General features: G+C 65.4%; 8 protein-coding genes and 1 tRNA gene. 2 read left to right on the plus strand and 7 right to left on the minus strand.

The annotated features are described in order from the left end of the window. Positions 1 to 53: 53 nt before the first annotated feature. Positions 54 to 138 (plus strand) — tRNA-Tyr (locus tag M2320_RS18205). A gap of 26 nt (positions 139 to 164) precedes the next feature. On the opposite strand, the gene M2320_RS18210 is transcribed toward M2320_RS18205, so the two are convergent. Both M2320_RS18210 and M2320_RS18215 read right to left on the minus strand, forming a co-directional pair. After that, positions 165 to 1,943 (minus strand): ATP-binding response regulator, encoded by a 1,779-nt coding sequence (locus M2320_RS18210; RefSeq protein WP_264598487.1) that lies wholly within the window; start codon positions 1,941 to 1,943, stop codon positions 165 to 167. A 31-nt stretch (positions 1,944 to 1,974) separates the two neighbouring features. Beyond that, positions 1,975 to 2,607, minus strand: a complete 633-nt coding sequence (locus tag M2320_RS18215) for a response regulator transcription factor (protein WP_264598488.1) — start codon at positions 2,605 to 2,607, stop codon at positions 1,975 to 1,977. Between the two features lie 381 nt (positions 2,608 to 2,988). Here M2320_RS18215 and M2320_RS18220 point away from each other — a divergent pair, with 381 nt between their 5' ends. Next, positions 2,989 to 11,967, plus strand: a complete 8,979-nt coding sequence (locus M2320_RS18220; RefSeq protein ID WP_264598489.1) for a beta strand repeat-containing protein — start codon at positions 2,989 to 2,991, stop codon at positions 11,965 to 11,967. Positions 11,968 to 12,551: 584 nt separating this feature from the next. Here the strand turns inward: M2320_RS18220 and M2320_RS18225 are convergent. The 5 genes from M2320_RS18225 to M2320_RS18245 form a co-directional block, all read right to left on the minus strand. Next, positions 12,552 to 16,913, minus strand: a complete 4,362-nt coding sequence (locus M2320_RS18225; RefSeq protein ID WP_264598490.1) for a hypothetical protein — start codon at positions 16,911 to 16,913, stop codon at positions 12,552 to 12,554. A 9-nt stretch (positions 16,914 to 16,922) separates the two neighbouring features. Continuing rightward, positions 16,923 to 20,255 carry a hypothetical protein gene (locus tag M2320_RS18230; protein ID WP_264598491.1) on the minus strand — a complete coding sequence of 1,111 codons (3,333 nt, stop codon included), beginning with the start codon at positions 20,253 to 20,255 and terminating at the stop codon, positions 16,923 to 16,925. A gap of 301 nt (positions 20,256 to 20,556) precedes the next feature. Further along, on the minus strand, positions 20,557 to 23,700 hold the full coding sequence (locus tag M2320_RS18235; protein WP_264598492.1) for an efflux RND transporter permease subunit: 3,144 nt from the start codon (positions 23,698 to 23,700) through the stop codon (positions 20,557 to 20,559). Beyond that, complete coding sequence (locus tag M2320_RS18240) at positions 23,700 to 24,857, minus strand: efflux RND transporter periplasmic adaptor subunit (RefSeq protein WP_264598493.1); 1,158 nt, start codon at positions 24,855 to 24,857, stop codon at positions 23,700 to 23,702. The genes M2320_RS18235 and M2320_RS18240 overlap by 1 nt, the downstream gene beginning before the upstream one ends. Positions 24,858 to 24,959: 102 nt before the next feature. Next, entirely contained in the window at positions 24,960 to 25,328 is a 369-nt protein-coding gene (locus M2320_RS18245) for a hypothetical protein (protein WP_264598494.1), read from the minus strand. Positions 25,329 to 25,573: the final 245 nt, after the last annotated feature.

Here is a 25,573-nt window from a genome sequence, read left to right on the forward strand (position 1 = left end):
AACAGGTGAACCAAGGCACAAAACCCAGGTGAAACAGTAAGTTACACCACGATGGGAGAGTGTCCCGAGCGGCAAAGGGGGGGGACTGTAAATCCCCTGGCTATGCCTTCGTAGGTTCGAGTCCTACCTCTCCCACCATTCCACCAAATATCTCCTGCGCGGCGTCAGTCTGGCCGCGCCATCAGGCGCACGATCGCGGCGCGCAGCCGGCTGTTGGCCACGGGCTTGTGCAGCAAGGCGAGGCCGCTCGCCTTCGCCTCGGCGAGCCGGTCCTGCGCGGTGTCTCCGGTGATCAGCATTGCCGGAATGGACTCGTTGAATTCCGAATGCAGCCGCGCCACCACGTCGATGCCCGTTTCGTCATTGCGCAGGCGATAATCGGAAATGATCAGGTCGGGCCGCAGCGGACAGGTCGAGAATTGGGCGATGATCTCGTCGCCCGAGCCGCCGACGATCACGCTGTAGCCCCAGCTCGTAAGCAGCGCCCCCATTGCGTCGCGGATGGAGGCCTCGTCGTCGATGACCGCGATCACGCCACGGCTTTTCGCAGGCGGTTCCTTGCCGGCCGGCTCCACCGGGACGGGGCCTCTGGCGAGCGGGAGGACGACGGTGAAACAGGAGCCTCGGCCAAGGCTCGACCGGCAGGACACCGGGCAATCCAGCAGGCGCGACAGGCGCCGCACAATGGCCAGGCCGAGACCGAGGCCCTTCTGGCGGTCGCGTTCGGAATTGTCGACCTGAAAATATTCATCGAAAATCTTGTCCTGGTTCGCCGGCGCGATGCCGACGCCTGTGTCCCAGATTTCGACGCGAACGCTGTCCTTGATCCGGCGGCAGCCGACGAGGATGCGGCCTTTCCGGGTGTGGCGCACCGCATTGGCGATGAAATTGCGCAGGATGCGCTCCATCAGGATCGGATCGGTGCTGACGTTTGAGGAGGTCGGCGCCCGCCTGATCGCGATGGATTTCGCGCGCGCCTCCGCCTCCAGGTCGTCGCAGATGCGGTCGAGCAGCGGTTGCAGCGCGACATTTTGCATGCGCGCCTCGACCACGCCCGCGTCGAGTTTGGAAATATCGAGCAGCGCGCCGAACAGCGCGTCGAGGGCTGCGACCGACGTTTCGATCTTTTCCGTCAGCCGCACGGCGTCGTCCGGCAAGCGTGTGGCGCGCAGCGCGCCGACCAGCATGCCGATCGCGTGAACCGGCTGGCGCAGGTCGTGGCTCGCCGCGGCGAGGAAGCTCGATTTGGCGTGATTGGCCTGTTCGGCGATTTCGATCTGCGTTTGCAGATGAGCGGCGAGTTCCGCGGCCTTCAGCCGCAATTCCACGTGCTCCTTGAAAATCCTGGCGGTCTGCAGCCCGAGCGCCAGCAGGGTGATGATGTAGTTCGGCATGAGGATCGCGGCTTGCGCGATCACCGGCTCCTTCGAACTCCAGGAGGCGATGGCGAAGGGGAGGCTGGCCGGGAGAAAAAAGGCGAGCGCGGCGGGCAGGTAGGACCCGAACGCCGGCACGGCGGCGGTTGCGGTGACCAGCGTGACGCAGACCACCAACATATGCACGTCGGCGCGCTGGCTTTGTTCGACGGAGACCGAGGCCCAGCCCCAGGCGCAGCCCTCGACGAAGGCGACCAGCGTGAACGCCGTCGCCCATGGCCGCCATCGGCCGGGCGTTGGCCTGCGGCGATAGAGCAAGAGCAGGCCGAGATGCGCAAGCACGCATGCGGCGATCAGGACGAACCATGCGGCGCCGACGGTCGCGTCGAGCACGCCCAATTGGGACAGCGCAGCTTCAACCATGATGCAGGCGAGGCCGGCGCCGATGACGCCCGGCGCCACATTCTTGAAAAGGGACTCGATCTGCTGGGCGCGCACACGGTCGATGGCGGCGCCGGACGTGCGGCTGGCGCCGTCTGACCCGAGCCCCCTCCCGTCGTCCTTCACGGAACCGGCCTCCGCTTCGCTCGAAAATGCTCTAGATCAGGCCGGCCTCGCGTCCGGCTGTCGCGGCCTGGGTGCGGTTGACGACATTCAGCGCCCGGAACACCGCGGACACATGGATCTTGACGGTCTTTTCCGAAAGGTTCAGGCGCGCGGCTATGGCCTTGTTGGATTGGCCCTGGCTGAGCAGCGCCAGAACCTCGATCTGGCGCTCGGTGAGCCGGGCCGCGTCCGGAACCGCCGGGCGCGCGGCTTGCGCGGAGGTCTCGATGGCGTCGACCATCAGCGGCGGCACGTAGAGTTCGCCTGAAAGCACGAGGCGGATGGCGGAAACGAGCGTTTTCCGGCTTGCCGATTTCGGCACATAGCCCAACGCTCCGGCGCCCAGGGCCTTCTGCACGTCCGAGGGCGCTTCCGAGGACGAAAGCACGAGCACCGGAAGCGCCGGACACTGGCGGCCGAACGCCTTGATGGCCGCCGGGCCGCTCAGGCCGGGCATGGTGAAGTCCAGCACGACGACATCCACATCGGCGTGGGTTTCGAGCAGAGCCAGGCCTTCGCTTGCGTCGCTGGCCACCAGCACCGACGCATCGGGGCACAGGGACTGCAGCAGCGCCGCAAGCCCCTCCCGAACGATGGCGTGATCGTCGACGACAAGTAATTTCATGTAATACCTATGACGCGACCAGCGGCCGCGCACAAGTCCGCTGTCCTCACGATTGCGAGACCTAGGCCTGAAGCCCTAGGTCATCTGGGCGAATTTACTTGGAGATGGCGCCGCGGTTACATGGCGGAAACCTGAGAAAATTTCGTGACGCAACGTCCGCTGAAATCCTGCTCCCACCCGCGATGACGCGGACGCGCCGGAGATCTCGAGGGTGGCGCGGTCTCGAGACAGGTTCGTTTTGGCTCCATTACTTCAATTGGACAGTCTTGCGTCAGAAAATGACGTGGCGCGTCAGATTTCTACGCAAAGTCTCGGCCTGCGCGCTCCGGGCGCGCGGGCGCGATGTCATGGCCCTGTTGGCCGGCTTTACGGAGGATCGTCATGGTTGGCGTGAGCAATCCCTCGGCGTCCTGGAACGGCAATTCGGACAATTGGACCACGGCGGCCGACTGGTCGGACGGCGCCATTCCCGATCCCACCACCGCCGTGACGATCAGCGCCGGCGATCCCCAGATCACCAGCAATGTCGGAACCATCTCGTCGCTGACCGTCTCTTCGGCGCTGTCGATCCTGGGCGGCGGCGTCTTGAACGTGACGGGCGCGACCCTGCTGTCGGGCGGCGGCGTGATCGACCTTCGCAACGGCGGGCGGCTGACCACTTCGGCGGGTCTCACCGTCAGTGGCGGCAACGGGCGGCTGAAGGTCGATTCCTACGGCGGGCCGGGCGGCAGCCAGGTCACGATCGGCGGCAATCTCGTCAACGCCTCCTCTGGCGTTTATTCGGACGGCGGCGTGTCCGTCGGCAATAACAGCATGGGGCAGGCCGACGCGCTCACGGTTCAGGGAACGCTCACCAACACCGGCGGCCTCGTGACGGTGACGGGCGGCAATGTGGCCGGGGCGACGGCGAAACTGACCGTGACCGGCGCGGCGGCCGCGACGCTGACCGGAACCTTCAATATCGTCGGCAATGCCGGGGGCGCGATTCTGCAATATGGCTCGGGGGCCGTCACGCAGATCGGCGACGGCGCCAGCAATGGCGGCTGGCTCGCTCTCGATGGCGCCAACGCCTTTGCCGAGGTCGGCGCCAGCAACAGCAACAGTCTGCTCGCCACGCTCGCGACCCTCGCCAACAATGGCGGGCTCGATCTGCGCGACGGCGCCAGCGTGACCACCACGACCGGGCTTGCGGTCAGCGGCGGTAATGCGCGGTTGAAGATCGACGCCTATGGCGGGTCCGGCGGCAGCCAGGTCACCATTGGCGGCAACCTCATCAACACGTCCTGGGGCTGGTATAACGACGGCGGCGTGTCCGTCGGCAATAACAGCATGAGCCATGCCGACTCTCTGACGGTGAAGGGAACGCTCACCAACACCGGCGCGCTCGTGACGCTGGCGGGCGGCAATGTCGCCGGGGCGACGGCGCAACTGACCGTGACCGGCGCGGCTGCGGCGACGCTGACGGGCCAGTACAATATCGTCGCCAACGCCGGCGGCGCGGTCCTGCAATATGGCTCGGGCGCGGTGACGCAGATCGGCGACGGCGCCAGCAACAGCGGCTGGCTCACTCTCGACGGCGCCAACGCCTATGCCGAGGTGGGCGCCAGCAACAGCAACAGTCTGCTCAATACGCTCGCGACCCTCGCCAACAATGGCGGGCTCGATCTGCGCAATGGCGCCGGCGTGACCACCACGACCGGGCTGACAGTGAACGGCGGAACGGCGCGGCTGAAGATCGATTCCTATGGCGGGTCCGGCGGCAGCCAGGCGACGATCGGGGGCAATCTGGTCAACACGTCGCTCGGTTATTATAGCGACGGCGGCGTGTCCGTCGGCAATAACAGCATGAGCCATGCCGACACGCTGACGGTGAAGGGAACGCTCACCAACACCGGCGCGCTCGTGACGCTGGCGGGCGGCAACGCCATCGGCGCGACGGCGCAACTGACCGTGACCGGCGCTGCGGCCGCGACGCTGACGGGGACTTACAATCTTGTCGCCAATGCCGGCGGCGCCGCCCTCCAATATGGCTCGGGGGCCGTGACCCAGATCGGCGACGGCGCCAGCAATGGCGGCTGGCTCTCTCTCGACGGCGCCAACGCCTATGCCGAGGTCGGCGCCACCAACAGCAACAGCCTGCTCGCCACGCTCGCGACCCTCGCCAACAATGGCGGGCTCGATCTGCGCAATGGCGCCGGCGTGACCACCACGACCGGGCTCACAGTGAACGGCGGAACGGCGCGGCTGAAGATCGATTCCTATGGCGGGTCCGGCGGCAGCCAGGTCACTGTTGGCGGCAATCTGGTCAACACGTCGATCGGTTATTATAGCGACGGCGGCGTGTCCCTCGGCAACAGCAGCATGACGCATGCCGACACGCTGACGGTGAAGGGCACGCTCACCAACACCGGCGCTCTCGTGACACTGACGGGCGGCAACGCCATCGGCGCGACGGCGCAAGCGACCGTGACCGGCGCGGCGGCCTCGAAACTGACCGGGACCTACAACATCGTCGGCAACGCCGGCGGCGCGGTCCTGCAATATGGCTCCGGCGCCGTGACGCAACTCGGCGACGGCGCCGGCAACGGCGCCTGGCTCTTGCTCGACGGCGCCAATGCTTTTGCCGAAGTCGGCGCCACCAGCAGCAACAGCCTGTTCAATGCGCTGTCGAGCATCGACGCGAACAGCGGCCTCGATCTGCGCGACGGCGCCAGCGTGACCACCACGACCGGGCTGACGCTGAACGGCGGCAGCGCGCGGCTGAAGATCGACGCCTATGGCGGGTCCGGCGGCAGCCAGGTCATTGTTGGCGGCAATCTCGTCAACAGCTCGTTCGGCTCCTACAATGACGGCGGCGTGTCCGTCGGCAATAGCGGCATGAGCCATGCCGATTCGCTCACGGTGAAAGGGACGCTCACCAACACCGCCGCCCTTGTCACATTGACGGGCGGCGCAACCGGCGCGACAGCGCAACTGAGCGTGACCGGCGCGGCGGCCGCGAAGCTGACGGGCACATACAGCATTGTCGGCAATGCCGGCGGCGCGGTCCTGCAATATGGCTCCGGAGGCGTGACGCAACTCGGCGACGGCGCCGGCAATGGCGGCTGGCTCACCATCGACGGCGCCAACGCTTTTGCCGAGGTCGGCGCCACCAACAGCAACAGCCTGTTCAATGCGCTGTCCGGGATCGACGCGAACAGCGGCCTCGATCTGCGCGACGGCGCCAGCATCACAACCACGACCGGACTGACGCTGAACGGCGGCGCGGCGCGGCTGAAGGTCGACGCCTATGGCGGCGTTGGCGGAAGCCAGGTCACCATCGGCGGCAATCTGGTCAACAGTTCGTTCGGCTCCTATAACGACGGCGGCGTCTCCGTCGGCGGCAGCAACGTCAGCCAGGCGGATTCGCTGACCGTCAAGGGGAATGTCGTCAATTCCGGCGCGATCACGCTCAACAGCGGCGCGGGGCGGGCGTCGCTGACGGCGACCGGCGCCGTGGTGAACAGCGGCGCTCTCAACGCCTATTTCGACTCGCTGATCAGCGCCGGGTCTTACACCCAGACCAATGGCGGCGAACTCACGCTCGAACTGCAGGGAACCGACGCCGCCCATCACGCGGCCGTCGCGGCGACCGGCGGCGTGACCCTCAACGGCGGAACGCTCAACACGCCGGCGAACACGCTCACCTTCGCCGCGGGCCAGACCTTCAACCTTTTCACCTTCGCCTCCGGCCAGCTCAACGGCATTTTTAGCGCCCTCGGCGCCCAGGCGGACGGAACGACCTTCAATCTCGGCAACGGACTGCTGCTCGGCATCGAATATCAAAACAGCGCCGGCCTCATTCAGGAGAAGATCGTCGCAGCGCCCGCCTCGACGGCGGACAATTGGACCGCAGGTTCGGGCGACTGGGGGACGGCGGCGAGCTGGTCGAACGGCGCGCCGGATTTCTATTCCGCCGTCACGATCTCAACCGCGGCAAATGCGGCCGTGACGCTCTCGGCCGACGCGACCATCGATTCGCTGAACATCGGCGCGAAGGACGCCCTGACCACCGGCAGCGGAACGGACCTGTCGATCGGCGCCGGCCTCACGGTGGCGGGCGCGCTCACCGTCAACGGCAAATCCTTCATCGACGGCGCCGCCGTCAACACCGGGACCATCGCCGTCGGTCCGGGCGGGGCGCTGCTCGACATTCGCGGCGCGATCACCGGCGCGGGCGGCTTCACCCTGGGCGCCGGCTCCACGCTGGAATTCGGTTCGTCCGACGCCGAAACCGTCACGTTCGCCGGCGCCAATGCGACGCTGAAGCTCGACAATCCCTCGGCCTTTACGGGAACGCTCGCCAATCTGGCGGTGGGCGACGCCATCGACCTCGCCGGCCTCACGGTGGTCTCGCCGACGGTGACCGGCGGCAACACGCTCAGCTTCAAGGATTCCAACAACATCGCCTACAGCTACGCGCTCACCGGTTTTCCCGGCGGCGCCGGATTTGCCGCGCAGAGCGACGGCAATGGCGGGACCCTGCTGGTCGTGACCCCGCCGACGACGACGGTCACGGTGAATGCGGTCGAAGGCAACAACATCATCAACAAGGCGCAGGCGCAGGCGGGCGTGCCGCTCGGCGGGAGCATCGCCGGGCTCGCGTCGGGCGCCACATTCTCGGTCAAGGTGGTCGACGGCGCCTTCAGCAAAACCTACACGGCGACGGTCAATGCGGACGGCAAGACCTGGAGCGCGACCATTCCCGCCGCCGATGCGATCACGCTGCCGGATGGCTCCGCCTCGGTGACGGCGATCGCCAGCGCCTCGGCGCAGGCGTCGCAGAGCGTGGTCGTCCACCAGACCCTGCCGACCCTGGCGATTTCGCCGGTGGACGGCAACAATATCATCAACGCCGCCAATGCGGCGGCGGGAGTGACGATTGCGGGGACCTCAACGGGTCTCGCCTCCGGCGCGACTTTTGGCGTCACGCTGACCGACGGGACGTTTTCCAAAGCTTATACGGCGACGGTGGGACCGGGCGGCGCCTGGACCACGACGGTTCCGGCCGCCGACGCCAAAACCCTTGCGGACGGAACGGCGACGCTGACCACCTCGCAGCCGATCGACGCCTATGGCAATCCGGCCAAGGCGGCGACGGGCGGCGTCACGGTCCACGAGACCCTGCCGACCCTGACGATTTCTCCGGTCGACGGCAACAATATCATCAACGCCGCCAATGCGGCGGCGGGGGTGACGATTGCGGGAACCTCCACCGGCCTCGCCTCCGGCGCGACCTTTTCCGTTACGGTCACGGACAATGGCGTCGTCACCAATTACAGCGCCACGGTCGGGTCGGGGGGCGCCTGGAGCGCGACCATTCCACCGGCCAACGCCAAGGCCCTGGCCAATGGCAACGCCCAGATCAGCGCCCAGGCTTTTGACGGCTTCGGAAATCCGTCGAATATCGCCGCCGACACGGTTGCGGTTCAGGGACTCCTGCCGACCCTGACGATTTCTCCGGTGGACGGCAACAATGTCATCAACGCCGCCAATGCGGCGGCGGGGGTGACGATTGCGGGAACGTCCAGCGGCCTCGCCTCCGGCGCCACCTTCACCGTCACCTTGACCGACGGGACTTTCTCCAAGGCCTATACCGCGACGGTGGGCGCCGGCGGCGCCTGGACCGCGACCGTTCCCGCCGCCGACGCCAAAACCCTTGCGGACGGAACGGCGACGCTGACCACCTCGCAGCCGACCGACGCCTATGGCAACCCCGCCAAGGCGGCGACCGACAGCGTCACCGTCCATGAGACGCTGCCGACCCTGACGATTTCGCCGGTTGACGGCAACAATATCATCAACGCCGCCAATGCGGCGGCGGGGGTGACCATTGCCGGAACCTCGACCGGGCTCGCCTCCGGCTCCACCTTCACCGTCACCTTGACCGATGGGACCTTTTCCAAGGCCTATACCGCGACGGTGGGCGCCGGCGGCGCCTGGACGGCTTCGGTTCCGGCCGCCGACGCCAAAACACTTGCTGACGGAACGGCGACGCTGACCACCTCGCAGCCGACCGACGCTTACGGCAATCCGGCCAAGGCGGCGACGGGCAGCGTGACCGTCGACGAGACCCTGCCGACGCTGACGATTTCGCCGGTGGACGGCAACAACATCATCAACGCCGCCAATGCGGCGGCGGGAGTGACGATTGCGGGGACCTCCACAGGCCTCGCCTCGGGCGCCACCTTCACCGTCACCTTGACCGACGGGACTTTCTCCAAGGCCTATACCGCGACGGTGGGCGCCGGCGGCGCCTGGACGGCGACCGTTCCTGCCGCCGACGCTAAAACCCTTGCGGACGGAACGGCGACGCTGACCACCTCGCAGCCGACCGACGCTTACGGAAATCCCGCCAAGGCCGCGACCGACAGCGTCACGGTCCGCGAGACGCTTCCGACCCTGACGATTTCTCCGGTGGACGGCAACAATATCATCAACGCCGCCAATGCGGCGGCCGGCGTGACCATTGCCGGAACCTCGACCGGGCTCGCCTCCGGCGCCACCTTCACCGTCACCTTGACCGACGGGACTTTCTCCAAGGTCTACACCGCGACGGTGGGCGCCGGCGGCGCCTGGACGGCTTCGGTTCCGGCCGCCGACGCCAAAACCCTTGCTGACGGAACGGCGACGCTGACCACCTCGCAGCCGACCGACGCTTATGGCAACCCCGCCAAGGCCGCCACCGACAGCGTCACGGTCGCCCAGGCCCATGGCCAGCCTCCCACCGTTTCCGCCCAGGAAACGCTGTTCGGCCTCACCAATCTGACCAGCGACACGATCACCGAGACGGCGACCGCGGCGGCGGGACTGACCATCGCCGGCGTCGAGGTCTTCGATGGCAAGACGGATCTCGGCGCAGCGACTTTTGGCGCTGGCGTGTGGTCGTTCACCGCGCAGAACCTGAGCGATGGCGCTCATCACTTCACCACTGTGACCACCGACAGCGCCGGCAACGCCACGACTTCAGCCCTGGCGGAACTGGATGTCGCGACCCAGCCGCCCAAGGTGACGGCGTCCGAAAGCGTCTCCGGCCCGACCAACAAGACGAGTGTGACCATCACCGGGACCGCGACGGCGGAAGCCGTGCCGGGCGACAGCATTTTGCTGGTGGAAGTGTTGAACGGCGCGACGCCTCTGGGCCCGGCGACGCTCAATGCAGCGACCGGAGCCTGGTCCTATACCGCGTCGGGGCTCGCCGACGGCGTCTACACGTTCGACACGGTGACCACCGACGCGGCCGGCAATTTCACCATCACGACGCTCGCCGAAGTCGACGTCGCCACCAAGGCGCCGACGGTGACGGCGTCGGAAAGCGTGTCGGGCCTCACCAACAAGACCATCGACACGATCACCGCAACCGCGACCGCCGAGGCCGTGGGCGCCAACGCCATCAAATCGGTCGTGGTTTATGACGGCGGCAAGGCGCTGGGGACCGCCACCTTGGCCAGCGGCAAATGGACTTACACCACCGGCGTGCTCGCCGATGGCGCGCATCTCCTGAAGACGGTGACCACCGACCTCGCCGGCAATGTCACGACCACGGCCCTCGCCGAAGTCGACGTGGCCACCAAGGCGCCGACGGTCACCGCCACGCAGAGCCTCTCCGGCCTCACCAACAAGACCATCGACACGATCACCGCAACCGCGACAGCCGAGGCCGTGGGCGCCAATGCGGTAAAATCGGTCGTGGTCTATGACGGGAGCAAGGCTTTGGGGCCCGCGACCTTCGCCAGCGGCAAATGGACTTACACCACGGGCGTGCTGGCCGATGGCGCGCATCTCCTGAAGACGGTGACCACCGACACGGTCGGCAATGTCACGACCACGGCGCTCGCCGAAGTCGACGTCGCCACCAAGGCGCCGACGGTCACCGCTTCGGAAAGCGCCTCGGGCCTGACCCAGAACAGGAGCAACACCATCACCGAGACGGCTGTCGCCGAGGCGGTGGGCGCGAATGCGATCAAATCCGTCGAAGTCTTCGACCTGTTCAACGGCGTAAAGACCGACCTCGGCGCGGCGTCGCTCGCCCAGGGCGTCTGGACCTTCACGGCGAGCAACCTGGCCTTTGGCGTCCACACATTTTCAACGGTGACGACCGACGCCGCCGGCAACGCGACAACGACCACGCTCGCCGCGGACAATGTCGAGCCGCCGCCGCCAAAGGTCAGCATCGCCCTGCAAAAGGATTCCAGCAACGGCAAGGCGATCACCAACACGGATGCGCTGACCGGCGGCGGCGACGCCAACGCCACCGTCTCCTTCACCATCGACGGCGTCGCGGCGACCCTGACCGCCGCCGCCGATGCGACGGGCGCCTGGAGCTTCACGCCGGCGGGCCTGTCGCAGGGCGCGCATACAATCGTCGCCAGCGAAACCAATGGCGGCGGAACGGGCAAGGCGTCGATCGCCTTCACCTATGACACGATCGCGCCGGCGGTGCGCATCGCCACGCCTTCGGGCGCGGTCGCCAACGCCACGCAGACCATAAACGGCGCCGGCGAGGCCGGAACTCTCGTCCAGCTCTACGACGGAACGACCAAGCTCGGCGCAACCGTGACCGTGGGCGCGAACGGGCTGTGGAGAGAGACGGTGACCTTGTCGGGAACCGGCGCGCACGCCATCACGGCTAGGGATACCGATGTCGCCGCCAATGTCGGCGTCAGCGCGGTGACGACCCTTACGCTGGACAACCAGATCATCGGCAAGGCGGGACAATTCGTGCTCACCGGCACGAGCGGCAATGACCATATCGTGGTCGGCGCCGGCAATATCGTGGTCTCCACCCTCGGGGGCGACGACACGGTGACGCTCACCAATGCGGCGGGCCAGTTCCACCTCATTGTCGGCGGCGGCGGCTCCGACACGCTCGACCTCTCACAGACCACGGGCGGCGCGACGGTCAATCTGGCGCAGAACAAGGCGACCGGCGCGCAGATCGGGACAAATTTCGTCTTCAATTTCGCCAATATCATTGGCGGCGGCGGGGATGAAACCCTGATCGGCGGCCAGGGCGGCGGCCTGATCCAGGCGGGCTCCGGCAATGACGCGCTCACCGGCGGCGGCGGCGCCAATACATTCGCCTTCCTGTCGCCGTTCGGCAAGGATGTGATCACCAACTTCCAGGCTTCCGGACGCAACCATGGCGTGGTCGTGTTCGACCAGTCGCTGTTCGCCAACTGGTCCCTGGTGGACGCCGCGCTGACCGACACCGGGGCAGGCGCCCAGATCGCCTTGAACGCGAACGAGACGCTCACCTTCACCGGCGTCACAAAGGCGACGCTGGAAGCCAACGCCAGCGCCGATTTCAGGTTCGTGTGACCAGGGGCTTGGGCGATGCCATAGATCATCCGCGCCGCCCGCATGAAATTGGAACGGCTGCTGAGGCATTCGGACGTTCTCAAGGGCGGGTTTGTTAGAACGGGATAGTCTCGCTTGGGTCGCCAGGATAAACCGGTTTTGGGTGAGGGCGATACGCGATGATATCCGTCCGCTCACCAAGGTGTACCCAATTACCACCTGGGTTCTTTCTCCCACCTATGCCCACCACACCCCTGTAGAGAATCAGGCGCCCCGAGCGCAGGCGAACATCAACTTCGCCGGTGGTGAATGGCGGGGCACCTCCATACCAGTCAATCCATCCATGGTTAGGTGCGCCCCTAAAAATCTCCCACCTGCCGGTGAACAAATCTTCGTCCCAAGTCCCACCTGCCATCTCGCCTCTGCTCCGTGATTCATTGGAGGCAAACTCCCATGCCCAGATGGTGACGAAATGGGGGGGATAGCAGGCGCTTTAACCGGTCTGCTTTCGCGCCCGTAGCCCCGTTTGGCCGTGAGCGAAAATCAGTGAGTTCGGTGATTATGCATCATCATGATGAATGTGCGAACGGGCGCTAAGCGCCGCCTCAAGGACTCAGAAGCGCCCGATCCAACGCGATGATTTCGGCGTAGACCAGGCGGCCCGGTTGCTGGGCGACGCCATGTTCGGCTTCGCTGTAGTTGGCCGAGATGAATTCGTGTTCTTCGATCAGAAGACGGAATTCGCCGGCGCGGGGCGTGGTCACGAATTGCGCCACGCCAGCCCAGATCGACAGATTGGCGTCGGAGACGACGGGTCCGTCCTTTTCGGGGACAATCGTCGCCACATGGGAGGGGACCTCATTCCAGGCGAGATCGCTGTCGATCGCGGGATCATGCTGCTGCAAGCGCACGCGGATGCGCGTCGGACGCGCGCTGACCGCCTGGGGCATTGGTTCAGCCCGAATGACGGGAGCTGGTCCCTGCGGCGCTACGCCGCTGACGACCACGCGGATCGTGCGCGGATGGTGCGGATCGGCGGTGACCATCACGGACCGATCGGGCGTCAGCTGCGCGAAATCGGCCAGGACGACCCGGCTGACTTTTGCGTCGGCGAGGGCGTGCGGCTGATAGCGCACCAGAGCGAGACGCACAAACGGCATGTAGGTGTTGCCGGGCAGATTGAATGTGAGGTCGGCGTACCAGAGCTGGCGTTCTTCGTCATATTGCGGCGCGAACCCCACGACGCAGATGCGCCCGGGGCGACCATCGTTCTGTCGCGCGGACGCTTCTGCGAGCGTCACGTCGCGGTCGGACTCGTCCGCGTCAGCGAAGTGATCGACGCCGGGCGCCTTGGCCAAGCCCTCGGTCCGCCAGATCGGATCCATTCCCCATTGCGTGAAATATGGCGCGAGCGCGACGCGCGCCTGCTGGTCAAGCGCGCCGTTCTTGTCGCTCCAGAGCGCCACGCCAAGCAGTTCGCCTGCGCCGGACGAGAACCAGGGCCGGTGCAGGTAAACGCGCAGTCCGCCGCCGAAGCGCACGCTCCGCTTCAGGTTCGTTTCGGTCTGACGCTCCCATCCGAAGGTTGGCAGGACATAGGCCACGTCGGGCGCCAGCGGCCGCGCCGAGGCCGGCACATCGACGACCACCGGCTCGCTCGTGCGGGTGAACGCCGACGCCTTCAGCTTGGAATCAAAATAGTCCCGGAAGCGCGACGAGGCCGTCGCGGTATAGGAGACGACATGGCGTTTCGTGTCGTTGAACACGTGGCGAGGCGCAGCATGTCGACAGCTGAAATCTTCCCAGGTTGTGTTGTCCCCGGCGCGCACGAAAAGGATCTGGTCGCGCTGGGGGTCGTAACGGCCGACGTAGCGCGGTTCGGGGTCTTGGGGGCCCGGCGCAGTCAGGTAATCGTCGCTCAGCGTCGGCAACGGCACTTCCTCGACGGGCGCCGAGTGATGCTTCATGGACCATTTCAGAGCGTCGTCCACAGGATCGTCCCATGTCGCCAGCAGGTCGACGCGCGCGGTGCTGGCGCCATGAATTTTCAGCGCGCCCAAGAGATAGGCTTCGTTGGAATTGGGCCTGCGCCACGCCGTGATGGCCGCAAGTTCGGTCGGATCGGCGCGGCCCCGTCCAGGAGCGGTTTGCAGCGGGACCGGATCGTGGCCCATCTCATGGTGGACTGCTGCGGCCGTGAATTCCGGCCGCCCGAGCGGTTGCTGAACGGCATGAACCAACACGAGCAGATGCGGCGGCGTGAGCATCCAATGGCCGCCCTCCACGGCCAGCTGGAGCACGTGGGCGATCCGGTCGATGCTGGAGCCCGGCCACAGTTGCGCCCGTTGCGGAGCATCCTGGCTGAGCCGGGCGTCGATGTGCTGGCGCAGCCATTGCCAGACGCCCATGAGTTTCAGATCCTCCGGCGTCATATAGCTGGTGAGCGGAACCACACGGGTCGTCCCCTTGGGCAACTTGACCGTGAGCGCGCGCGCCTGGGGATCCCAGTGGGGCGGCGCGTCGGTCTCGCCAGGCGACGGCTCGCCGAGCGCCAGTCGGAAACCGCGCGTCTGCTCCCAGTCGCCGCTATCGCCGAAGCTGATCATGGTCGCCGAACCCGGTCGCGGATTGGGATCGCTGAGCAAGGTGTAATGAACGGACCCCGGCGCGCCGGCGTCGGGAACGGCCTTGCCGATCGCCCCCGAGGGCGTCCCCGGCAGATTGCGCAAGGCCGCGCCGCGCGACAGCGGGTCGGGGAAAAACGGCAGCGGATCGACGCTGTCGCCGGGTTCGACGGGATATTCGTTGGACCCGTCGTCCGGAACGGGCTCGGGGCGCCCCTTGATGATGATCTTTTTTTTCTGGAGTTCGCCGCTGTCGCGCGCGGCGATCAGTTTCCATGTCTGGGGGTCGGACTTCAGCTTGCGGCTGGCGTCATCGAAAGCGCCGTGGCGTTCGCCCATCTCGATCGCGGCGCGCGGCGGCAGGATGTGACGCTCGCCATTGGCGAGCTCCGCGGCGATCGCGTCCTTGTCGATCGAATCGTTGAACGTGCGAATGACGATCCGATCGACGGCGGAGCCGGGCTCGGTCACCGCAGCTTCGTCGCGAATCACGATCAGGGGCGCGGGGACCGGCTCGAAGCGCAGATAGGCGAATCCTTCGGGGTCGCGCGGGAGCGCGAAATTCGCGCTGAGGAGGTCGGCGAGCTTGTCGTCGTGGCCGAGGCCGTTGCCGGCAAGATCGACGGCCCGGACGCGAAAGCGGTAGCGCGCGCCGAAGCGCAAGGCGGGCAGCGATTGTTTCGCGACCTGGTATTCGGCTTGGACGCGGAACGGCGTCTCCGGCTGGTTCTCGGCGAATGTGTCGCCCTCGCCGGGCCGGGGGATGGCGTCTTTCGCGTTCGCATACCGGCTCAGGTGCTGGCCCGGCCGAGGCGCGCTCAAGCTCCAACCCGCCCAACGCGCGATGGCTTCGTGCAAGTAGAGATCCTTGTCGTCGGGTTTGGCGCCGGGCGCGGTCTGCGTCGCCGCGAGTTCGACAAAGCCTTCATCCACCCATTGGTCTTCGGGCTTTTCCGGCTTGAACGCGATATCTCCGACCGTGTAGCGGGCGTTGCGCAAATGCAGGGAGCGCCACGCCTGCGCGCGGGACTCCCAGACATCGAGCCGATAGCCGCGCACGAGATCCTCGGCGTAGAACGGGCGAGGCTGGGTCTTGTTGGCCAAGGCGTCGTTGATGTCCCGCGCTTCCTTGATCGATTGCAGCAATTGCAGCGCGCGATCGTCCGCGAACAGAGAGAGGCCGCCGGATCGCAGCGACGGCAGCGTCGCTTCCGGATCGAAGGTCTCGGGGTATTGCGGCTCCTGCGGTCCCGCGGATGAATCGAGATTGTGATCGCCCGAAGGGTGGAGCGTTTCCGCGAGCATGATCGCCTTGTGCATCCCGCCGTCGACGTCGACCTGCGCCAGACCGAAATGCGCGGGATCGAGAGTGAGCAGGCCGATCACCGTCGAGGGGTGGCCCGGCTCGACCATTGTGCGCGGGGCGGCCAGAAACAGTTCGTCCTTGCCAAGCGCGATCTTCATGTAAGCCGTCTCGAGCGGATGCGTCTTCGGCTTGATCGCCCAGGGCCAGCCGGGTTTAGCGTCGCGCACCGCGATGCGGCCGGGGGTGTTGATCGGCGTCGCCGCGACGAAATCGTCGGGCAGATCGAGGTCGAACACCAGACCAAGGGCGCGCAGCAGCGCGGGATAGGCGTTCAGCGCGGTGAGCGCCTGATGGAAGTCGAGCAGCTTGTCTTTGTCCGGCAACACGACGCCGTCCTGGTAAGCGGGCGTCGGCATGTGGTGAAAGACGGAGAACGGAACGGCCACCGCGCCCAGCTTGCTCGGCGGCTCGATGAGCAGGCCCTCGGAATCCAGCGGGCCCGCCGCGCGCGCGTGGCGCTCCGGCCATAGATAGCGCGCGCGAACGCCCTCGCGCAGCCTGTCCGCTTCACGGCCGCTCCAGTGCACCTGCAATCCATTGACGAGAGACTCCAGCCCGCGCCGGTTCACATATCCGCGGTCCGGCAAGGCAAGGTCCACGCTCGCGTTCTGATAGACCGATTTCAATGCGCTCAAGGCGTCGCGCATCGAGAATGAAATCATCTTGCGATCGCTGTAGTCGTCGAAACTTCCATGCGAACGGACATAGGTCTCCCGATTGAAGAGTTGCTCCCAGAGCTCGGGTCGCAAGTCGTTCCGGTTGATTGGAAACACCCGCGTATGCCCGCCGCAATGGAGTTCGAACGCGAGCCCTCTGTCGCGCAACTGACGCGTCCAGCGCACCCAGTCGGGAAAATCGCCCAGCTTGTCGCCGCCGTCGAGCCGCGGCGAGACAAAGATGGAAACCGGCTTGGCCGCCGTGTTGACGCTGATGGCGCGGGGCGTCACCGTGAAGAGAATGGTGTGTTCGATCGACATGAGACATCCTCACGCAAAGGCCAGCGCGTAGTCCTTCCAAGGGTCCGCATCGGGAAAGAAATCGATGAAATGCGGGTCGCCGCTGCCGCCGAAGGCGCGCTCGACCGTCAGCTCGACCGATACGCTGAAAAACAGGACGTGAACCGAAACCGTCAAGGTCGCGCGGCCATAGGCCTTGTGGCGCAAGCCGTCGTAGGTGAAGCTCAGGTTGAACTCCACGGAAATGCTGATGATGCACAGCACATCGAGCGATCCGCCCATGCGCAGATAGCCGGTGAGGATCGCGGCGAGATCGTTGGAGTTCTCCTTGCGCTGGAGCGAGAAATAAATACCCGCCATGATGTGGACTTCGCCGCTGGCGACGCCGATGTCGAGCGCCGCCGTCGCGCCGAATTCCAGCGCGACCTCCAGCGCCCGCATTCCAGCCGTATCGAGCTGGAGATGGAAGAAACCGCCGCCGCCGAAAATGGCGACGGCGAGCACGAACGGATGCGCGCGCTCGGAAATGTTGAAGTCGAAAACGGGCTTTCCGTCGAGGAACGGCAGGGTCAAGGCGGCGCCGAGCTTGACATCCTTCAAGGTGAAGACGCCGACCGTGAGCGGCGGCAAGGCAAAGGAAAACCCCGCTCGGATTCCCAGGGGGGAGGAGATGAGGTCCAGCGAGGGACCGTCGCCGAACAGACCCGGCGGAATGGCCTTGCGGATTTCCTCGATGAAGACCAGGTCGCCGCCGAACGCCAGCGGCTTCTCCGGATCGAGTTGCACCACGACTTCGGTCTTGGCGTTGCTCGTCTTCTTGAAGCTGAAGCTCGCGAACTTGATGAAGACCGAGGTGAGAACGCTGACGGTGAAGGCGTTCAGCGATCCGGAAAACTCCGATGTGGCGTCGTCGCCGGAGGGCGCGTCGAGGTTTTCGGGTTTGATGTGCTTCGTGATCCTTCCCTTGATGTCGAGGACGCTCACGCCGCCGGTGTTCTTTTCGATCGCTGCGATCTTGAGGTCGAGCTTGCCGCCGGGTTCGAGGAATTTGGGTTTCCAGTCGAGCTTGGTGATGCTGACTTTCTCGCCTCCGGGCGCATCCTCCACTTCCGTGCGCATCCTGGGCGCGTTCTCGCCCAGCGTCATGGCGACGGGCGTTGGCGTCGGCAGAAACAGCTCGAGCAGATCGAAGCTGCCGAACAGCATCGCCGAGCCCTTCGGAAAGAATTGGGTCGGATCGAAAACGTCTTTCACCGCATCCTGGGCTTTGCCCGCGAGCGGCCCGAGCGCGCGCGAGAGCGTGGTGACCGCGAGGTTCGGCGTCGCCATTCCCCCGGCCTTCTCGGCGGCGATCTGGACGGGGAGGTTAGCCTTGGGTTCGTCGAGAGCGGGCTCTTCGTAAGCCTCGTCCACGATTTGCGCGAAAACCCCGGTCTTGTTGGCGGGATCGTCGAGGCCTTTGGCGACGTAGTCCGGGAACAGGCGCAGGTTGGTCTGCTGGTTGGCGCCGAGCAGCGCCTGCACTTGCGGCAATTTTACCGCCGCTTTCAGCAGCACCGGCTGGACGCGCGCGCGGTCCATGAAAAAGTGCAATGCGTCGGTGACCAGTTGCGTCGCATCGCTGGGCTTCGCAGGATTTCCGGGCTTCGCAGGAATTCTGGGCGCGAAGAACAGCTTCTGGCCCGGAATGGCGCAGACCCGTGCCGACCGGAATTTCTGACGGTTGTAAGCGTCGACGACCGCCTTCTCTTTGGTCGCATTGCCGATGTTGCTGATCGAGACGAACATCAGCGGCATGGTGAAGTCGATGGTTTCGCCTTCCACATCCGTCGCCACAGCGTGGAATTGGAAATAGTCCCGCGTCGTCGCGCCTGTCGCGACCTCCACCCAGAACGTGTTGCTGTTCGGAATCAGATAGCTCGGCTGCGCGATCTCCGGCGTCACCAATGTCGTCAGCCGCACGGACTTCAGCGGATTGCCGCGATCGGTCGCCGCGAATTCCATCACCGGCTTGCGCACGATGATGAACATCCGCTGAATCAAGTAAGCGCCGACGACGCCCGCGACCTGCTTGAACTTCCGTTCAGTAATTTTGATCAGCGCGGCCGGATGGCGGAACGGCCAGAGCTCGCCCTCGTAAACGATTTTGACGTAGTGGTCGCGGCCCTGTGTGGCGACGTGCGCCCATTGCGAAAGGTCGAGCTTCGGGCGCTCCAGTTTTGGAAACGTAAGCGACTCGTATGTGAGCGTCGCCGGTTGAGCGGCGGGCGCGCTCACCTTCACGTCCGCTCTCGGGAGCTTTTGGAGAATGCTGACGTTCTTGAAAACCTGGCCGAAGTTGGGAGGCTTGGCGATGGCGGCTTGCGCGCCATGCGGCGGGCTCCAACTCCCGCGCGAATGCAGCCAGCCTCCCAGCGCCGAAAGCATCAGCCGTTCGGCATGAAAAGGCGTCGGCGCATAAGGGCGCGTCACGGTGATGTAGCGCGCCCCCCACAGATGCACGAGCCGATCGACCTCGTAGCCCTGGAACGCCGACGTCAGGACGACGATTTGATGCCGGTCGTTGCAGTTCATCGCGGTCCGGCCCAATTGCGGATCGTCACGCACCGGCGGCAGCGTGCCGCTGGGGTCGTAATCCGGCGACCAGATCGCGCGAAGCGGCGCTTGCGCGGCCGATGAGAGTTCGCAGACGACGCCGCCGGTTTTCAGCGCCAGCCTTGTGTGCCAAAGCTCGGTGCGCCCCCGAGAGGTGAACGGCTGCGCGCGATGCAGCCACGCCACCTCGCGCGTGGGAGAAATCACCAGGTGGTAGGGCAGTTCGATCGCCGTCTCATGCGCGGCGGGCTCGTGGATGGCCGGCGCGCTTGCGATCGCCTCGGCGGTCGGATCGTCTCCGATCGCCGCGATGCCGGAGACGCTCAACTCAAGCTTTGACCACGCGAGCAAACCTTCAAGGGAAAACGGAATCCGGGCCTCGGGCGGCACGACGAAAACGAGCCGGCTGGAATGACCAAGCTGTGCGACGCTGGGCGCCGTGGCCTTGCTCGAGGGCGTTCCGGGCGTCGGCAGCGGCTCGATCGCCGTGTTGAACTGATCGGGATCTTTCCGGCGCGGATCGTTCTCCGCCGGGATGGGCGTCGCGCCTCCCGGCGCCAGGGCCGCTTCGAAAAATGCGGATTCCGCGATGGTCTGTGGCGCGAAAGTGAAGCGGAGGAACGCGGCGCGATTGCGATCCTCCACGGCAAGGTACGGATGATGATCTTCGACAATGACGTGGACATTGTCGCCGTCCACCTGCAAATGAAGCAAGTCATCCGGGCGGAGCAATTCGGTTTTGAAACTTTGCTTGAACGAGATGGGCATTGCGGGGCTCCCGAGAACCGACGCGATTCCTAAAAATTTCAAATGAGTTCAAGTTGTGCGCAAAAATTTGTGGCGCACCTTACGTCATAACGTTATCTCCAGGGAAGAAAAAAGCAAGGTGTTCCCGGGGTCTTGCCGGCGACTTATTTGTATCTAACGGAATTAGAATGATTTTTATCATTAGGGTCTTGTGCAGACCGGAAAGTCAGCCGGCGATCGACCGTTTTGCACCGCAGCACGGCTCCCACGTCTTCAAATAGCCGTGAGCGGACTTCGCCAAATGCGGCGTATTTCACCAGCCTTACAGGCGCGCTTCGCTTTGCCGCGCCGACGAAGGTTTTCGCGCCCGGCATAGAACATAGAAGGCGGGCGTGAAAATCAGGCCGAACACGGTTACGCCCAGCATGCCGAAAAACACCGCAGTGCCCAGGGCCTGCCGCAGTTCGGCGCCGGCGCCCGTCGCCAGCATCAGCGGCAGCACGCCCAGAATGAAAGCGAGTGAGGTCATGACGATCGGGCGCATGCGCAATTGCGCCGCCTCCGCCGCCGCCTCGAAGCGCGACTTGCCCTGCGCTTCGAGTTGCGCGGCGAATTCGACGATGAGAATGGCGTTTTTCGCCGCCAGCCCGATCAGCACGACAAAACCGACCTGGGTCAGAATATTGTTGTCCATGCCGCGAAAAATCACGCCGGAAATCGCCGCCACCAGGCTCATGGGCACGATCAGGATGACGGCGAGCGGCAGGGTCAGGCTTTCGAACTGGGCGGCGAGCACCAGGAAGACGAAGGCGACGCCGAGCAGGAAGGCGAAAATGGCGGCGTTGCCGGCGCGAACCTGCTGAAACGCGAGTTCGGTCCATTCCGTGGAAAAGCCGGGCGGCAGCGTTTCGGCGGCCAGCTTCTGCATGATCTCCAGCGCCTGGCCTTGCGAAAAACCGGGCGCGGCGACGCCGTCGAGTTCGGCCGCCGGAAACAGATTGTAGCGCGGCACGCGCGAGGGGCCGGCGATGTCGCGCACATTGGTGAACGAGCCCAGCGGCACGGCCGCGCCCTCGGCGTTGCGCACCCGGATTTTGGGAATGTCGCTCCAGTCGTTGCGATATTGCGCATCGGCCTGGGCGGTGACGCGGAACGTGCGTCCGAGCAGGTTGAAATCGTTGACATAGGCCGAGCCCAGATAGGTTTGCAGCGCGGCGAACACGTCGGAAATGTTGACCCCGAGAATCTGCGCGCGGTCGCGGTCGATGTCGAGATAGATTTGCGGCGTGGCGTTTTCGAACAGCGAGAACACCTGTTGCACGCCCGGCGTCTGCGCCGCCTTGGCCATCATCGCCGACACCGCCTGCTGCAGGGCCGCGGGACCCGAAGCGCCGCGATCCTGGATCATCATGCGAAACCCGCCGGCGCTGCCGATGCCGCGCACCGAGGGCGGCGGCACGACAAAAACCTGACCGTCGCGGAGGGTCGAGAATTTCTTGATCAGCGTGGCGCGGATCGCATTGGCCGACAGGTTTTTGTCGCTCGCCCGCTCCTCGAACGGTTTTAGGGTGACGAAAACGGCGCCGGCATTGGGGGCGTTGGTGCGCGTCGCGCCGGAAAAGCCGACGAGATTCACCGCATGGGCGACGCCGGGGGTCTCCAGCGCCAGTTCGACCGCGCGGGCGTTGACCGCGCTGGTGCGCTCGAGCGAGGCGGCCGGCGGCAATTGCGTGACGGTGATGAGATAGCCGGCGTCGATCTGCGGAATGAAGCCGGTGGGCGTGCGGCGGAATTCGTTGAGGCCGAAGGCGACAATGCCGAGATAGACCAGCGCCGTGATCAGGGCGGCGCGCACCACCCGCTTGACCAAAGCGCCATAGCCCTGCGCAAGGCCGTTGAAACCCCAGTTGAAGGCGGCGAAGAATTTTTGGACGCCGCGCGAGATGAGGCCCTTGGCGGCCTGTTTGGGCCGCAGCAGCAGCGCGCACAGAGCGGGCGACAGGGTGAGCGAGACGATCAGCGAAATGAGCGTGGCGCCGGCGATGGTCAGCGCGAACTGCCGATAGAATTGGCCTGAGATGCCGGGGATGAATCCGGTGGGCACGAACACGGCTGACAGCACCAAAGCGATGGCCACCAGCGCGGCCCCGACCTCGTCCATGGTGCGCCGCGCCGCATCGCGCGGCGACAGGCCGTCGTGGATGTTGCGCTCGACATTTTCGACCACGACAATGGCGTCGTCGACGACAATGCCGATCGCCAGCACCAGCCCGAACATGGACAGATTGTTCAGGGAAAAGCCGAACACGCTCATGATGAAGAATGTGCCGACCAGCGAAACGGGAATGGCGACGATCGGGATGATCGCCGCGCGCCAGCTTTGCAGGAACAGCACGACCACCAGCACCACCAGGACGATGGCCTCGAAAATCGTCTGGATCACCGCATCCTGGGACTGCTGGATGAATTCGGTGGGATCGTAGATGATCCGATATTCCAGCCCCGGCGGAAAGTTTTTCGACAGCTCCGCCATCGACTGCCGCACGCGCGCGGCGGTCGCCAGCGCGTTGGAGCCGGGCAGCTGGAACACGCCGAGGCCGACCGCGGGCGTCTTGTCGAGATAGGAATTCACGCCATAGTCGAGCGCGGCGAGCTCCACCCGCGCCACATCCTTCAGTTTCACCAGCGCCGGGCCGTTGTTCTTGATGACGATCTCGCCGAATTCCTGCGGCTGGATCAGCCGTCCGCGCGTCTGCACGGAAATCTGGAAGGCGCCGGGATGCGGCATCGGCGGCTGACCGAGCACGCCCGCCGCCACCTGCACGTTCTGGCGCTGCAAGGCCGCGACCACATCGCCGGAGGTGAGGTCGAGCGATTGCAGCCGCTCCGGATCGAGCCAGACGCGCATGGAATAATCGCGCCCGCCGAATACGGTGATCGAGCCGACGCCCTCGACGCGGCTGAGCACGTCGACGACATTGATGCTGGCGTAATTGGAAATGAACAGGTCCGGATAGGATGTGTCCGGCGACAGCAGATGCACCACCATCATCAGGTCGGGCGAGGCCTTGGCGACGGTCACGCCGATGTTGCGCACGTCCTGGGGCAGGCGCGGCTGGGCGATGGAGACGCGGTTCTGCACCTGCACCTGCGCGGTGTCGAGATTCGTGCCGAGGTCGAAGGTGATGGCGATGGTGAAGCGGCCGTCGCTCGTCGAATTGGACGAGATGTAGAGCATGTGCTCGACGCCGTTGATCTGCTGCTCCAGCGGCGCCGCCACCGTCTCCGCCACCACTTGCGCGCTCGCGCCCGGATATTGCCCGGTGACGTTCACCACCGGCGGCGCGATTTCCGGATATTGCGCGACCGGCAGCCGCGCATAGGACACCGCGCCGAAAATGACGATGACGATGGAGACGACGCAGGCGAAGATCGGCCGGTCGATGAAGAATTTCGAGAATTCCATCAGTTCGCCGCCGGGGCCGGCGTGTCGACGGACGCGACTTGCGGCGCGACTTTTGCCCCCGCCTTCACCCGCATGAGGCCGTCGGTGACGACGCGGTCGTCATCGGCGAGCCCGGATTCGATCACGCGCAGGCCGTCGACGATCTGTCCGAGCGTGACATATTTGATCCGCGCCACATCGTCCTTGTCGACGACATAGACGAATTTGCGCGCCTGCTCCGTGCCCACGGCGGCGTCGGGGACGAGCAGTTTTTCCGTGGCCGGCGACGCCTGCACTTTGACACGCGCAAACATGCCCGGCGTGAGTTTGCCGTCGGGATTGTCGACCGTGGCGCGCATGCGGATCGTGCCGGTGTTGCGGTCGATGACATTGTCGACGAAATCGATCCGGCCCTCGTGCGAATAGCTGGTCTCGTCGAGCAATTTCAGCCTGACCGGCAGACGCAGTCCCCGTTCGGAGGCCGCGCCGGTGGCGTTGGACACCTGGAGATAGCGCAGATAGGCGCCTTCATCGACGGTGAACTCCAGCCGGATCGGATCGATGCTGGCGATGGTGGCGAGCAGGGTGGTCGCCCCGCCGGCGCCGCCGGTGACGAGATTGCCGACGGAGACGCGGCGGTCGCCGATCCGCCCCGAAATCGGCGCCCTGAGGTCGGTATAGTCGACGTCGAGCTCGGCCTGGCGCACCGCCGCCTCCTGGGCCGTGGTCGCGGCTTCGGCGGAGCGGTTGGTCTGCACGCGCTGGTCAAAGGTCTGCTGGGTAATGGTCGAGCCGCGCACAAGATCCTTGCCGCGCTCCAGATCGGTCTTGGCGAAAGCCTGGCGGGCCTTGGCCTCGTTCAGCGCGCCCCGGGCCTGATCGACGGCGATCTGATAGGGGCGGGGGTCGATCTTGAACAGCGGATCGCCCTTGTTGACGATCTGGCCGTCCTTGAAATCGATCTCCTGGAGGTAGCCGGAGACGCGCGCGCGGATTTCGACGAAATCGACGGCGATGAACCGGCCGACGAATTCGTCATAGTCGGAGACGGGTTTTTTCACCGGCGCGCCGACCGACACCTGCGGCGCGGGCGGGGGCGGGGCAGGGGGCGAGGGCCGGTCGCACCCCGCCAGAGACAAGGCGGCCAACGACGCCGCCAACGAGGCCAATTTCAACACGCATTCCTCCGAGGCGGCAAAACCTCTGAGAAACGCGCGAGATCAAAGCTGGCTCCCGTGCGGCTGGCGTTTGGTTCAGGTCAGCGGGGGCGCCGCCCGATCTTACTCGGCTGCGACGGCGCGCCGGAGCACGCCGAGCAGGTCGGGCGCCACCGCCTCGAGCCACTGGGCGTCGACCACCTGAACGTGGCAGCCTTGCCCGCGCAGGCGTAAAAGCTCGGACTCGTCGTCGGGCCGCAGGCCCTTGACGTAGAGGCCGCGGACGCATTTGCGCTCGTTATGTCCGCAGGTTTGGCAGGTCGGGCATTCCGCCAGCCTGTCGGCTTCGAGCCCGGCGGCGGTTTTCTGCGCGTTGGCGACATCCATCAACGCAAGCATAAGGTCGTGGGCGGACGACGCCTGAAGGTCCAGCTTCTGGCGGCGTTCCAATTGACTCGGCTCAATTTCGCGCAGCATGGCGATACAAACCATTCATGCGGCGTCGTCGCGCCGCCATTGTGTTGATCAAAGTCCCATCATTCAAATCCACAGGTCTTATTACTCCTTTAGCGCGAACCCGACAATGAGAGCGATGTTCATTTTTGGGCCCTTGTCCTTGCGTTTTTGCCGCCGGTGACGTGAGGTACGCGTAGAAATGCCGAGGCATATCCTCGCATTGTCTCTGCTGGAGGGCTTCGTTAGGGTTCCGCTCGATCGTCGGGGAGGGCAGATAGGCC

It is taken from the genome of Rhodoblastus acidophilus, from assembly GCF_025961575.1.
Lineage (GTDB): Bacteria > Pseudomonadota > Alphaproteobacteria > Rhizobiales > Beijerinckiaceae > Rhodoblastus > Rhodoblastus acidophilus_C.

What these genes read in the sequence shown, in the direction of transcription:
- M2320_RS18225 (WP_264598490.1), bottom strand. Translation starts at nt 16,913, where the DNA reads ATGTCGATCGAACACACCATTCTCTTCACGGTGACGCCCCGCGCCATC.
- M2320_RS18230 (WP_264598491.1), bottom strand. Translation starts at nt 20,255, where the DNA reads ATGCCCATCTCGTTCAAGCAAAGTTTCAAAACCGAATTGCTCCGCCCG.
- M2320_RS18245 (WP_264598494.1), bottom strand. Translation starts at nt 25,328, where the DNA reads ATGGTTTGTATCGCCATGCTGCGCGAAATTGAGCCGAGTCAATTGGAA.
- M2320_RS18215 (WP_264598488.1), bottom strand. Translation starts at nt 2,607, where the DNA reads ATGAAATTACTTGTCGTCGACGATCACGCCATCGTTCGGGAGGGGCTT.
- M2320_RS18220 (WP_264598489.1), top strand. Translation starts at nt 2,989, where the DNA reads ATGGTTGGCGTGAGCAATCCCTCGGCGTCCTGGAACGGCAATTCGGAC.
- M2320_RS18235 (WP_264598492.1), bottom strand. Translation starts at nt 23,700, where the DNA reads ATGGAATTCTCGAAATTCTTCATCGACCGGCCGATCTTCGCCTGCGTC.